The 12,499-nt window shown below is 32.4% G+C and carries 22 protein-coding genes; all 22 read right to left on the minus strand.

What is annotated here, in order from left to right; genetic code table 11:
* Positions 1-11: 11 nt before the first annotated feature.
* The 22 genes from rplR to rpsL all read right to left on the minus strand — a co-directional run bounded on the left by rplR (position 12) and on the right by rpsL (position 12,456).
* Positions 12-368 carry a 50S ribosomal protein L18 gene (rplR, locus tag SFBMNL_RS07065; protein ID WP_005805166.1) on the minus strand — a complete coding sequence of 119 codons (357 nt, stop codon included), beginning with the start codon at positions 366-368 and terminating at the stop codon, positions 12-14.
* Between the two features lie 28 nt (positions 369-396).
* On the minus strand, positions 397-939 hold the full coding sequence (gene rplF, locus SFBMNL_RS07070) for a 50S ribosomal protein L6 (RefSeq protein ID WP_005805164.1): 543 nt from the start codon (positions 937-939) through the stop codon (positions 397-399).
* Between the two features lie 24 nt (positions 940-963).
* Positions 964-1,362, minus strand: a complete 399-nt coding sequence (gene rpsH, locus SFBMNL_RS07075) for a 30S ribosomal protein S8 (RefSeq protein WP_005805163.1) — start codon at positions 1,360-1,362, stop codon at positions 964-966.
* Between the two features lie 24 nt (positions 1,363-1,386).
* The gene (locus SFBMNL_RS07080; protein WP_005805161.1) at positions 1,387-1,572 is read right to left on the minus strand and encodes a type Z 30S ribosomal protein S14; all 186 of its coding nucleotides are present in this window, start codon (positions 1,570-1,572) and stop codon (positions 1,387-1,389) included.
* Between the two features lie 23 nt (positions 1,573-1,595).
* A complete protein-coding gene (gene rplE, locus SFBMNL_RS07085) occupies positions 1,596-2,138 on the minus strand; it encodes a 50S ribosomal protein L5 (protein ID WP_100181639.1) in 543 nt (180 codons plus the stop codon).
* A gap of 17 nt (positions 2,139-2,155) precedes the next feature.
* Positions 2,156-2,464 carry a 50S ribosomal protein L24 gene (gene rplX / locus SFBMNL_RS07090; protein WP_042295033.1) on the minus strand — a complete coding sequence of 103 codons (309 nt, stop codon included), beginning with the start codon at positions 2,462-2,464 and terminating at the stop codon, positions 2,156-2,158.
* 15 nt (positions 2,465-2,479) lie between these two features.
* Positions 2,480-2,848, minus strand: coding sequence for a 50S ribosomal protein L14 (rplN, locus tag SFBMNL_RS07095; RefSeq protein ID WP_005805155.1), 369 nt, complete (start codon positions 2,846-2,848; stop codon positions 2,480-2,482).
* Positions 2,849-2,868: 20 nt separating this feature from the next.
* Positions 2,869-3,123 carry a 30S ribosomal protein S17 gene (gene rpsQ, locus SFBMNL_RS07100; RefSeq protein ID WP_005805153.1) on the minus strand — a complete coding sequence of 85 codons (255 nt, stop codon included), beginning with the start codon at positions 3,121-3,123 and terminating at the stop codon, positions 2,869-2,871.
* Between the two features lie 22 nt (positions 3,124-3,145).
* Positions 3,146-3,355: a 50S ribosomal protein L29 gene (gene rpmC, locus SFBMNL_RS07105; RefSeq protein ID WP_005805151.1), complete on the minus strand. Its 210-nt coding sequence runs from the start codon at positions 3,353-3,355 to the stop codon at positions 3,146-3,148.
* A 5-nt stretch (positions 3,356-3,360) separates the two neighbouring features.
* Entirely contained in the window at positions 3,361-3,792 is a 432-nt protein-coding gene (gene rplP / locus SFBMNL_RS07110) for a 50S ribosomal protein L16 (protein WP_005805148.1), read from the minus strand.
* Between the two features lie 18 nt (positions 3,793-3,810).
* Entirely contained in the window at positions 3,811-4,476 is a 666-nt protein-coding gene (rpsC, locus tag SFBMNL_RS07115; protein WP_007439904.1) for a 30S ribosomal protein S3, read from the minus strand.
* A 16-nt stretch (positions 4,477-4,492) separates the two neighbouring features.
* Positions 4,493-4,831 (minus strand): 50S ribosomal protein L22, encoded by a 339-nt coding sequence (rplV, locus tag SFBMNL_RS07120; protein WP_005805144.1) that lies wholly within the window; start codon positions 4,829-4,831, stop codon positions 4,493-4,495.
* Between the two features lie 22 nt (positions 4,832-4,853).
* Complete coding sequence (gene rpsS / locus SFBMNL_RS07125; protein WP_005805142.1) at positions 4,854-5,132, minus strand: 30S ribosomal protein S19; 279 nt, start codon at positions 5,130-5,132, stop codon at positions 4,854-4,856.
* Positions 5,133-5,155: 23 nt separating this feature from the next.
* Complete coding sequence (gene rplB / locus SFBMNL_RS07130; protein WP_005805140.1) at positions 5,156-5,983, minus strand: 50S ribosomal protein L2; 828 nt, start codon at positions 5,981-5,983, stop codon at positions 5,156-5,158.
* Between the two features lie 24 nt (positions 5,984-6,007).
* Positions 6,008-6,259: a 50S ribosomal protein L23 gene (gene rplW, locus SFBMNL_RS07135; RefSeq protein ID WP_255325492.1), complete on the minus strand. Its 252-nt coding sequence runs from the start codon at positions 6,257-6,259 to the stop codon at positions 6,008-6,010.
* A gap of 50 nt (positions 6,260-6,309) precedes the next feature.
* The gene (rplD, locus tag SFBMNL_RS07140; RefSeq protein WP_005805138.1) at positions 6,310-6,936 is read right to left on the minus strand and encodes a 50S ribosomal protein L4; all 627 of its coding nucleotides are present in this window, start codon (positions 6,934-6,936) and stop codon (positions 6,310-6,312) included.
* A gap of 26 nt (positions 6,937-6,962) precedes the next feature.
* Entirely contained in the window at positions 6,963-7,592 is a 630-nt protein-coding gene (rplC, locus tag SFBMNL_RS07145; protein WP_005805137.1) for a 50S ribosomal protein L3, read from the minus strand.
* Positions 7,593-7,649: 57 nt separating this feature from the next.
* The gene (gene rpsJ / locus SFBMNL_RS07150) at positions 7,650-7,961 is read right to left on the minus strand and encodes a 30S ribosomal protein S10 (protein WP_005805136.1); all 312 of its coding nucleotides are present in this window, start codon (positions 7,959-7,961) and stop codon (positions 7,650-7,652) included.
* Positions 7,962-8,147: 186 nt separating this feature from the next.
* Entirely contained in the window at positions 8,148-9,341 is a 1,194-nt protein-coding gene (gene tuf, locus SFBMNL_RS07155) for an elongation factor Tu (protein WP_042295036.1), read from the minus strand.
* Positions 9,342-9,356: 15 nt separating this feature from the next.
* Positions 9,357-11,417, minus strand: a complete 2,061-nt coding sequence (fusA, locus tag SFBMNL_RS07160) for an elongation factor G (protein WP_005805134.1) — start codon at positions 11,415-11,417, stop codon at positions 9,357-9,359.
* 106 nt (positions 11,418-11,523) lie between these two features.
* Positions 11,524-11,994: a 30S ribosomal protein S7 gene (gene rpsG / locus SFBMNL_RS07165; protein WP_005805133.1), complete on the minus strand. Its 471-nt coding sequence runs from the start codon at positions 11,992-11,994 to the stop codon at positions 11,524-11,526.
* Between the two features lie 78 nt (positions 11,995-12,072).
* A complete protein-coding gene (gene rpsL / locus SFBMNL_RS07170; RefSeq protein WP_005805132.1) occupies positions 12,073-12,456 on the minus strand; it encodes a 30S ribosomal protein S12 in 384 nt (127 codons plus the stop codon).
* Positions 12,457-12,499: the final 43 nt, after the last annotated feature.

Here is a 12,499-nt window from a genome sequence, read left to right on the forward strand (position 1 = left end):
AACCTCCCTTATTAAAATTGTAATCCAGCCTCTCTTGCTCCCTCAGCTAACTCAGAAATTCTTCCATGATATAAATAACCATTTCTATCAAAAACAACGTTAGTTATAGACTTTTCTAGTGCTTTCTTGGCTATATTCCTACCTATAATTCTAGCTGCCTCCTTATTACTACCAATACCATTAAAATTTTTATCCAATGTAGATGCAGCAACTAATATATTCCCACTAACATCATCAATTAATTGTGCATATATATTTTTTGAACTCCTAAAAACACATAATCTTGGTATATTCAATGTACCATTAAGTTTCTTTCTTATTCTAAAATGTCTTCTTTTTCTCTTAGCAGTTTTATTGTATTTACTCATTACTATCTCCTTTCTTCAATTATCTAATTTATTTTTTACCTGTCTTCCCTTCTTTTCTCCTTATAATCTCATCAGAATATTTAATCCCTTTTCCTTTATAAGGTTCAGGTTTTCTCCATTGTCTAATTTTAGCTGCTACTTCCCCAACTAACTGTTTATCAATACCACTAACAATTATTTGAGTTTGATTTGGTACCTCAAAAATAATTCCATCTACACTGTTAATTTCCACAGGATGAGAATAACCTAAATTCATGACTATATTCTTCCCCTTTAGTTGAGCTCTATATCCAACACCGTTAAGTTCTAAAGTCTTACTATATCCCTCAGATACACCTTTAACCATATTAAAAATCAAAGCCCTAGTTAAACCATGTAATTGTTTTTGTTTTTTTGTCTCATTTTTTCTTTCAACAAATATCTGACTTTCTTCCTGTCTTATAATTATATCGCTAGACATTTGTTTCTCTAATTTACCTTTTTTACCTTGTACTGTAATAAAATTATTTGAATCTATATTAACCAAAGTGCCTTCAGGCAAAATAATAGGTAATCTACCCACTCTAGACATTTGTACACCTCCTATTATAATTTTTTACCAAACATAACAGATAACTTCTCCACCTAATCCTTGTTTTCTAGCCTCACGATCAACCATCATGCCTTTAGATGTTGAAATTATAGCTACCCCTAATCCACTTAATACTCTTGGTATATTATCTTTTTTGCAATAAACTCTTAAACCAGGTCTTGAAATTCTCTTTAAACCCACTATTACCTTTTCTCTGTTTTTTCCATATTTTAAAGATATTTTACACATTGGAACTACTCCATCATCATAATCTTCATACGACTTTATATATCCTTCATTCAATAAAATCTTCAAAATTTCTTTTTTTACCTTAGACATAGGAACTTCTAAAGTTTCATGCCTTGCCATATTAGCATTTCTTATCCTAGTCAATAAATCTGCGATTGGATCTGTCATTACCATTTATACCTTACCTCCCTTCTAACATTACCAACTTGATTTTGTACATCCAGGAATTTGCCCCTTATAAGCCAATTCTCTAAAGCAAATTCTACAAATACCAAATTTTCTTAACACCGCATGTGGTCTACCACATAAACTACACCTAGTATAAACTCTTGTTTTATATTTAGCCATTTTCTTCCATTTCTCAATCATTGCTTTACGTGCCACAATTTTACCTCCTTTTAATAAAATTAACTCATAAATGGCATTCCTAGATATCTCAATAATTCTCTAGCCTCTTCATCAGTTTTTGCAGTTGTTACAAATATTACTTCAATACCCCTAATTTTATCTATTTTATCATATTCAATTTCCGGGAATATCAAATGTTCCTTTAGTCCTAAAGTATAATTCCCTCTCCCATCAAAACTTTTTTCAGATACACCTCTAAAATCTCTAACTCTAGGTAAAGCTACATTAAATAATTTATCTATAAAATCATACATTCTACTTTTTCTTAAAGTTACTTTGCACCCAATAGGCATATTTTCCCTAAGTTTAAAATTAGATATGGACTTCTTAGCTCTACATATAATTGGTTTTTGACCAGATATTAATTGCATATCATTAACAACTGATTCTAATACCTTTGAATTATCCTTAGCCTCTCCAACTCCCATATTAATAACAACTTTTTCTATTTTAGGAACCTGCATCAAATTACTATATTTAAATTTTTCTACCAATTTACTTGTAACTTCGTTAATATATTTTTCTTTAAGTCTTGACAAAATTACAACCCCCCCTTTAATCAAATTGTTCGTTCGCAATGTCTACAAACTCTTACTTTTGTACCATTATCAATAAATTTTTGTTTTAATCTTGTAGATTTTTTACAATTATTACAATATAACATAACCTTAGATACATTTATTGGAGCTTCAACTTTTGTTATACCCCCTTGCATATTTTGTCTATTAGGCTTTATATGTTTAGTTACTATATTTACACCACTTACAATAAGCGTATTCTTATTAGGATTTACTTTAAGAACTTCACCTATTTTATCTTTATCCTTACCTGAAATAATGTAAACCGTATCATTTTTTCTGACATGCATTCTATCACCTCTAATCTATAAAACTTCTGGAGCTAATGAAAGTATTTTCATACACTCTTTATCTCTTAATTCTCTAGCAACAGGTCCAAAAATTCTGGTTCCTCTAGGCTGACCATCTTCTTTCAAAATTACAACAGCATTATCATCAAATCTAATAAAAGAACCATCTGAACGAACAACACCTTTAACAGTTCTAACTATTATGGCCTTAACAACATCACCTTTTTTAACAACACCACCTGGTGATGCATTTTTTACGCTAGCAACTATAATATCTCCTATATTCCCACTTTTCCTGCGTGATCCCCCTAATACTCTTATACACATCACTTCCTTAGCACCTGTGTTATCAGCAACTTTTAATCTAGTTAATTCCTGTATCATCTTATATTCTCCCCCCTTAATTATTTAGCTCTTTCTAATACTTCTACCAACCTCCATCTTTTATCTTTTGATAGTGGTCTTGTTTCCATAATTAATACTCTATCATTAATCTTAGCTTCATTATTCTCATCGTGAGCCTTAAATTTATTAGTAACTTTAAGAACCTTACCATACAACGTATGCTTCTTCTTACCCTCTACCGCAACAACTATAGTTTTTTGCATCTTATCTGATACTACTACACCAGTTTTAACTTTTCTTGAATTTCTTTCCACTTACTTACCCTCCTTTACAAAATTATTTTAACTGCATTATTTCATGTTCTCTTATAGCTGTTTTAATCTGAGCAATTGATCTCTTAACTTCTCTAATTCTCATAGGATTAGATAGTTGACCAACAGCCAATTGAAAACGCAAATTAAAAAGTTCCGATTTTAATTCAATTAATTTAACATTCATTTCAGTAATATCCAATGACCTTAATTCTCTAAGTTCACTTATCTTCATTTGTCCTATTCACCACCAACTCTTTCAAAATCTTTTCTAGTCAAAAATTTAGTCTTTACTGGTAATTTATGCGAAGCTAACCTCATAGCTTCCTTTGCTAATTCTTCTGAAACGCCCGATAATTCAAACATAATCCTTCCCGGTTTAACAACCGCAACAAAAAATTCTGGCGCACCCTTACCAGATCCCATACGAACTTCAGCTGGTTTTTTAGTAACTGATTTATGAGGGAATATTTTTATATGTAATTTTCCACCTCTTTTTATATATCTATTTATAGCAATCCTTGCAGACTCAATTTGATTACCAGTTATCCAAGAAGTACTTGTAGCAACTAAAGCATAATCTCCATAAGCTATCATTGTACCCGCTTTAGATACGCCTCTCATTCTACCTTTTTGTACCCTACGATATTTAACTCTTTTAGGCATTAACATATACAAAATTCCTCCTTTCTAATTTTTATCATCATTACTTAAAGTTTTTTTAGATAAAACTTCACCTTTATAAATCCAAACCTTAACACCAAGTTTACCATAAGTAGTGTTAGCCTCAGCAAACCCATAATCTATATCAGCTCTTAAAGTTTGTAATGGTATTGTTCCATCATGATAATGCTCAGTTCTAGCAATATCTGCTCCACCCAATCTTCCTGAAACAGCAGTTTTTATTCCTAAAACTCTCATTTTCATAGTTCTTTGCATTGCCTGTTTCATAGCTCTCCTAAACGATACTCTTCTTTCTAATTGCAAAGCTATATTTTCAGCAACTAACTGTGCATCTGTATCATATGATTTAATCTCAACTATATTTATTACAATTGAACTACCAGCTGAATCTATCTTTTGAATCTCTGATTTAACAATTTCAATTCCAGCTCCACCTTTTCCAATAATAACACCAGGTCGTGCCGTATATATATTTATTTTTAACTTCTTTACACTTCTCTCAATCTCTATCTTTGATATTCCTGCAGAATAATACTTATTCTTAATTACTTTCCTAATTTGAAAATCTTCAAACAAATACCTGGAAAAATCTTTTTTATCTGCATACCATCTAGAAGACCAATCTTTAATAACTCCCACTCTTAGACCATGAGGATTAACTTTTTGACCCATTCTATTATTACCTCCTTTATTTGCTATTTTCTCCAACTATTATAGTAATATGGCTAGTTCTTTTATTAATTCTAAATGCTCTACCCTGAGCTCTTGGTTGAAACCTTTTTAATATAGGACCATTATTAACATAAGCAGACTTAACAATTAATAAATTTCGATCCATATTATTATTATTTTCCGCATTTGAAACTGCTGATTTTAAAACTTTTTCTATAACGGCAGCCGCTCTTCTATTTGTATATAACAAAATAGAATATGCTTCTTTAATCGATTTGCCTCTTATTAGTTTTAATACAACATTTATTTTCATAGGAGACATTCTTACATATTTGGCTATAGCTTTTGTATCCATAACAACAACTCCTTTCTATATATTATCTAACTCTAGATGTCTTCTGATCAACATGACCTTTATAAGTTCTTGTTAACGCAAATTCACCCAATTTATGACCAACCATATCTTCAGTTATATAAACTGGTACATGTTTTCTTCCATCATGAACAGCAATTGTATGGCCTATCATTTCTGGAAATATTGTAGAACTTCTGGACCATGTTTTTATCACTTTTTTTTCACTGTTCTTATTCATCATGACAATTCTATCTAAAAGAATCTTTTGAACAAAAGGACCTTTTTTAGCAGATCTTCCCAATATTTAAACCTCCTATCATCTATCTATTTTCTTTTTCTTACTATTAAATTATCAGAATACTTTTTATTTCTTCGGGTCTTATAGCCAAGAGTTGGAACTCCCCAAGGAGATACAGGCGACGGTCTTCCAATCGGGCTTCTTCCTTCCCCTCCTCCATGTGGATGATCACAAGGATTCATAACAGATCCTCGAACTGTTGGTCTTATACCTTTATTCCTATTTCTTCCAGCCTTACCCATGCTAATTATTGAATGTGATTCATTAGATAAAATACCTATAGTAGCTCTACACTCTATTCTTACATATCTCATTTCACCACTTGGTAACCTAAGTGTAGCATAACTTCCCTCTTTAGCCATTAATTGAGCAGATAAACCAGCAGATCTAACTATTTGACCACCTTTGCCCTTTTTTAATTCAATATTATGGATCATTGTACCAACTGGTATACTACTCAATGGCAAACAATTCCCAGGCTTAATATCCGCATTAATCCCGGAAAATATCTTATCTCCAACATTTAATCCATTCGGAGTTAATATATACCTCTTTTCACCATCTGCATAAGCTATTAAAGATATAAAAGTTGATCTATTTGGATCGTACTCAATTGTTTTAACCAAGCCAGCTATATCATCTTTATTTCTCTTAAAATCAATTATCCTATACTTTCTTTTATTGCCACCACCCTTATGTCTAACCGTTATCTTTCCCTGAGCATTTCTTCCACCACTTTTTCTCAGACCATAAACCAGAGATTTTTCAGGTTTATTAGTAGTTATTTCCTCATAAGAATTTACAGTCATATTTCTACGCGAAGCTGTTGTTGGCTTTAATTTTTTTACTCCCAAAGTTCATTACCTCCTCATAACAAATTACTCCATAGAATTCATTGAATTAAAAAATTCTATTCCATTACTATCTGGCGTAAGTTGAACTATAGCCTTTTTATAATCAGATCTTTTACCCAGATTAAATCGTATCCTTTTCTTTTTTCCACTATAATTCATAGTAAAAACTCTATCTACTTTAACTCCAAATATAGCTTCAATTGCATTCCTAACTTGTATCTTATTAGCACTCTTCTTTACAATAAATGTATACTTCCTATCAACCATAATAGACATGCTTTTCTCTGTTATTATAGGTCTTATAATTATATCATAATCTGTTAATTTCAATTCGAATACACCTCCTCAAGTTTTCTAACTGCACCTTGAGTCATAACAAGCTTATCATACTTTAACAAATCATAAACATTTATATTATTCACAGGAATCACCTTTACATTTTGCAAATTCGTACTAGATCTGTAAACATTTTTATTAGAAGTTTCAGTAACTAATAACATATTGCTCTCTATATTAAAGTTATTCATAACTTTGACCATCTCTTTAGTTTTAGGAAAATTAAATGATATACTATCTAAAACTAATAAATTTTCATCCTTAACTTTACTAGTTAATACAGAAGTAATCGCTACTTTTCTTAATGTTTTAGAAACATTCATTCTGTAATCTCTTGGTTTAGGTGCAAAAACAACCCCACCATGAATCCATTGCGGTGCCCTTATAGATCCTTGTCTAGCTCTACCCGTACCTTTTTGTCTCCAAGGCTTTTTACCTCCACCAGAAACTTCAGATCTTGTTTTTGCAGACTGAGTTCCTTGTCTCTTATTAGCTAATTGGGTAACAACAACCTGGTGTACAGCATATTTTTTTATTTCCACATCAAATATTTCTTTTAAAAGTTCTAATTCTCCAACCTTTTCCCCACAAATATTATATACTGCTACTTTAGACATCTAGTCTCCTCCTTTCATAAAATAAACTAACCTTTTATACAATTTCTAATTTGTACAATTGACTTATTAGGTCCAGGTATGCAACCTTTAATTAACATAATATTCTTATCTTCAATAATTTGTACAATTTCAAGGTTTTGCATTGTACATCTCTTACCGCCCATTCTTCCTGGCATTTTCTTGTTTTTAAATGTTCTTGAAGGATCAGATGAAGCACCCATAGAACCTACAGATCTATGAAATTTAGATCCGTGAGACATTGGACCTCTATGTCCATTCCACCTCTTTATAGTTCCTTGAAAACCTTTCCCCTTAGATTTACCTATAACATCTACTTTTTCTCCAACTGAAAATAAATTAATACTAATTTCAGTTCCCACTTCATAAGAAGAACAATCTTCTAATCTAAGTTCTTTTAAATGCCTTTTTATATCAATTCCTGATTTTTTGAAATGTCCCTTTATAGGGTTATTAACAAGTTTTTCTCTTATAATTCCATACCCAACTTGTATAGCATTATATCCTTCTTTTTCCTCTTTCTTAACTTGAACTACAACATTCGACTCAACTAAAATAACACTAACCGGAATCATATTACCATCTTCTGTAAAAATTTGAGTCATTCCGATTTTCTGTCCAAAAATTGCTTTTTTCACGCTAACTTTCCTCCTTTATGAGCGGATTAAAATATTAATCAATCATAAAACCAATCATTATAATTTCAATTCTACATCAACACCTGTTGGAACATCCAACCTCATTAGAGCATCAACAGTTTTAGGCGTAGGATTAACTATATCAAGCAATCTTTTATGTGTTCTTATTTCAAACTGTTCTCTTGAATCTTTATACTTGTGAGGAGATCTTAATATAGTAATCTTCTCCGTCCTCGTTGGCAACGGTATTGGTCCACACACCTTAGCTCCAGTATTATTCGCTACCTCAACTATTTTTAAGACAGCATTATCAAGCATTACATGATCAAATGCTTTTAATTTTATTCTAATTTTCTGATTTAAGCTCATTTTTTTCCCTCCTTTTATGGACACATCAAAAAACAACACTACATGATTCTATCCTACAATTGTCTACATATATATGTATAACTACTTAATTATACTATAAATAAAAATACAACTCAATACTTTATTTATTACAATAACAAATATAAAGGGACTAATTAAATTATCAGTCCCTTTAAATATATAAAACTATTTATTTATTTTTGAAACAACCCCAGATCCTACTGTTCTTCCACCTTCTCTTATGGCAAACCTTAATCCCTCATCCATAGCTATCGGAGTTATCAATTCAACCTCCATATCTATATGATCTCCTGGCATAACCATCTCTTTTCCTTCTGGTAATTTTATATTACCTGTAACATCTGTCGTTCTAAAATAAAATTGTGGTCTATATCCATCAAAAAATGGCTTATGTCTACCACCCTCTTCTTTCTTAAGAACATATACTTGACCTATAAAATTTGTATGTGGATTTACTGTCCCAGGTTTAGCTAATACCTGACCTCTCTCTATGTCAGACCTCTGAATCCCCCTTAACAACGCACCTATATTATCTCCTGCTTGAGCTTCATCTAATAATTTCCTAAACATTTCTATCCCAGTAATTACTGTCTTGCTCTTTTCTTCTTTCAATCCTATTATTTCTACTTCCTCTTGCACCTTCAATACACCAGTCTCTACTCTTCCAGTAGCTACTGTTCCTCTTCCTGTTATAGTAAACACATCCTCAACCGGCATTAAAAAAGGCTTATCCGTAGCTCTCTCAGGCGTAGGAATATAGCTATCTACGGCATCCATTAACTCCATTATACAAGCTGTAGCATCCATATCAGTAGGATTCTCTAACGCCTTTAATGCTGATCCCTTTATAATAGGTGTATCATCCCCAGGAAATTTATACTCATTTAATAAATCCCTTACTTCCATCTCTACTAATTCCAATAACTCTTCATCATCAACCATATCAGCTTTATTTAAAAACACTACTATATAATCAACTCCTACTCTAGAAGCCAACAATATATGTTCTCTTGTCTGTGGCATAGGTCCATCAGCTGCAGATACAACCAATATCGCACCATCCATTTGAGCAGCTCCAGTTATCATATTCTTAACATAATCAGCATGCCCCGGACAATCAACATGTGCATAATGCCTTCCATCCGTCTCATACTCAACATGCGCTGTATTTATCGTTATACCTCTCTCTTTCTCCTCCGGAGCCTTATCTATCTCGTCATATTTAAATGCTTCAGCATATCCTTTGTTTGCTAATACTGTCGTTATAGCCGCTGTCAATGTAGTCTTACCATGATCAACATGTCCTATCGTCCCTATATTAACATGCGGTTTATTCCTCTCAAATTTAGCTTTTGACATCTCTATAAATACCTCCTATTTTTTACTAACTATCTGTTCTTGAATATTTTTTGGCACTTCATCATAATGATCAAATTCCATACTATAAGTACCCCTCCCTTGAGTTCTAGATCTCAAAACTGTAGCATATCCAAACATTTCAGACATAGGTACTTGTGCTTTTATTATTTGAGCTCCAAATCTTGATTCCATCCCCTCTATTCTTCCTCTACGAGAGTTCAAATCACCCATTACATCACCCATATATTCTTCAGGCACAGTTACTTCTACTTTAACAATAGGTTCTAATAAAACAGGATCTGCCTTAGACATACCATTTTTAAATGCCATAGAACCTGCAAATTCAAATGCCATTTCAGATGAATCAACATCATGATATGATCCATCATGCAATCTAACCTTAAAATTAATCGTTGGATAACCTCCTATAACACCATTAAGAGCAGCATTTCTAATGCCATTATCAACAGCTGGTATGTATTCTTTCGGTATTACTCCACCAACTATTGCATTTTCAAACTCATAATCACCTGAACATGGTATAAGATCTATAACACAATGTCCATACTGACCTCTACCACCAGATTGTCTTATATACTTACCTTCACATGTAACTTGTTTTCTTATTGTTTCTTTATAAGCAACCTGAGGTTTCCCTACATTGCAATCAACCTTAAATTCCCTCTGTAATCTATCCACGATAATCTCAAGATGCAACTCACCCATTCCAGCTATTATAGTTTGATTTGTTTCCTGATCAGTGTATGTTTTAAATGTAGGATCTTCCTCTGCTAACTTAGCTAAAGATAGACCCATTTTCTCCTGGCTAGCTTTAGTTTTAGGCTCTATAGCTACGGATATAACTGGCTCTGGGAATTCCATACTCTCAAGTATGATTTTCTTTGTATCATCACACAAAGTGTCTCCAGTTGTCGTATCTTTTAATCCAACAATAGCTCCTAAATCCCCAGCTCTTAATTCATCTACTTCCTGCCTATGATTAGCATGCATTTTAAGAAGTCTTCCAATTCTCTCTTTTTTGCCTTTCGTAGAATTATAAACATACGATCCACTTTTTAATACTCCAGAATAAACTCTGGTATATGCAAGCCTTCCAATAAATGGATCAGTCTGTATCTTAAATGCTAAAGCAGACATTGCTATATCATCACTTGCTTCTCTTGAATCTTCATTACCATCTAAATCAACACCTTTTACGGCATCAATATCAATAGGTGATGGTAAATACTCAACAGCAGCATCTATCATTTCTTGAACACCTTTGTTTTTATAAGAAGAACCACATATAACTGGTATAACTTGTATATCAATAACCGCTTTTCTAAGAGCAGTTTTTAGCTCAGATGCACGTATTTCTTCACCTTCTAAAAACTTAATCATAAGTTCTTCATCTGTTTCAGCTATTGATTCAATCATAAGTTCTCTATATTTACTAGCATCTTCTTTATATTCTTCTGGAATATCCTCTCTAGAAACCTCAGTCCCTAAATCATTTTTATAAATTATAGCAACATTTTCAATCAAATCAATTATTCCTATAAACTCAGATTCACTACCTATAGGTATTTGTACAGGTACTGCATTAGCCCTTAATCTATCTTTTATGGAATCTACACAATTATAAAAATTAGCTCCAATAGCATCCATTTTGTTAACATATACTATTCTAGGTACTCTATATTTATCAGCTTGCCTCCAAACAGTTTCAGTTTGTGGCTCAACACCACTTTTAGCATCAAGAACAGCTACAGCACCATCTAAAACTCTCAATGATCTTTCAACCTCAACTGTAAAATCAACATGACCAGGAGTATCTATAATATTTATCACATAATCCTTCCATTGGCAAGTTGTTGCTGCTGAAGTTATTGTTATGCCTCTCTCTTGTTCCTGAACCATCCAGTCCATGGTAGCCTGCCCTTCATGAACTTCACCTATTTTGTGAGTCTTACCTGTATAAAATAAAATCCTCTCCGTTGTGGTAGTTTTACCAGCATCTATATGAGCCATAATTCCAATATTCCTAAATTTTTCTAGTGGAAATTCTCTAGCCATAATTCGCCTCCATTTAATATGAACTTTGTGTATTTAATTATCAAAAAATATATATAGTAATAAAACTGTTTTGATCGCTACAACCAAAACAGTAAATATTAAATACTTAATACCTATAATGTGCAAATGCCTTATTAGCTTCAGCCATTTTATGAGTATCTTCTCTCTTTTTAACAGCCGCTCCAGTATTATTAGAAGCATCTATTAATTCATTAGCTAATCTTTCTTTCATATATTTTTCACTTCTTTTCCTAGCAGCGATCAATAACCATCTTATTCCCAAGGTTTGTTTTCTTTCTGATCTCACTTCTACAGGCACCTGATATGTAGCTCCACCAATTCTACGTGATTTAATCTCTAAAATAGGCATTATATTATTCATAGCAGTTTCAAAAACTTCTAAAGCATCCTTAGATGTCTTTTCCTCTACTATTCTAAACGCATCATAACATATCTTCTGAGCAACGCCTTTTTTACCATCCTTCATTATATTATTTATAAGTTTCGTCACAACTAAATTATCATAAATAGGATCAGGTAAAATCTCTCTTTTAAATACATGTCCTTTTCTTGGCATTTTACTTCCCTCCTTAAAAACCAATTCTAATTCACCGGTACTCGACCAAACTGTCGTAAAGCCAAATTATATATATGTTTATTTAGCAGATTTCTTAGCTTTCTTAGTTCCATATTTTGATCTTGCTTGCATTTTATCTTGCACACCTGCAGAATCAAGAGCTCCTCTTATTATATGGTATCTAACTCCTGGTAAGTCCTTTACTCTCCCACCTCTTATCAAAACAACACTATGCTCTTGTAGGTTATGTCCCTCTCCAGGTATATATGCCGTAACTTCGTAACCGTTACTTAATCTAACCCTAGCAACTTTTCTTAAAGCTGAATTAGGTTTTTTAGGAGTCATAGTTTTAACCAATGTACAAACTCCCCTAACTTGCGGACATCCTTTCATAGCTGGAGCTGTTGATTTATATGCTACTTTCTTTCTACCTTTTCTGATCAATTGATTAATAGTTGGCATTATTATCACCTCTTTCTAATTCTTATTAAAACTAAAATAACTC

Source organism: Candidatus Arthromitus sp. SFB-mouse-NL (genome assembly GCF_000709435.1).
Taxonomy (GTDB): Bacteria; Bacillota; Clostridia; order Clostridiales; family Clostridiaceae; genus Dwaynesavagella.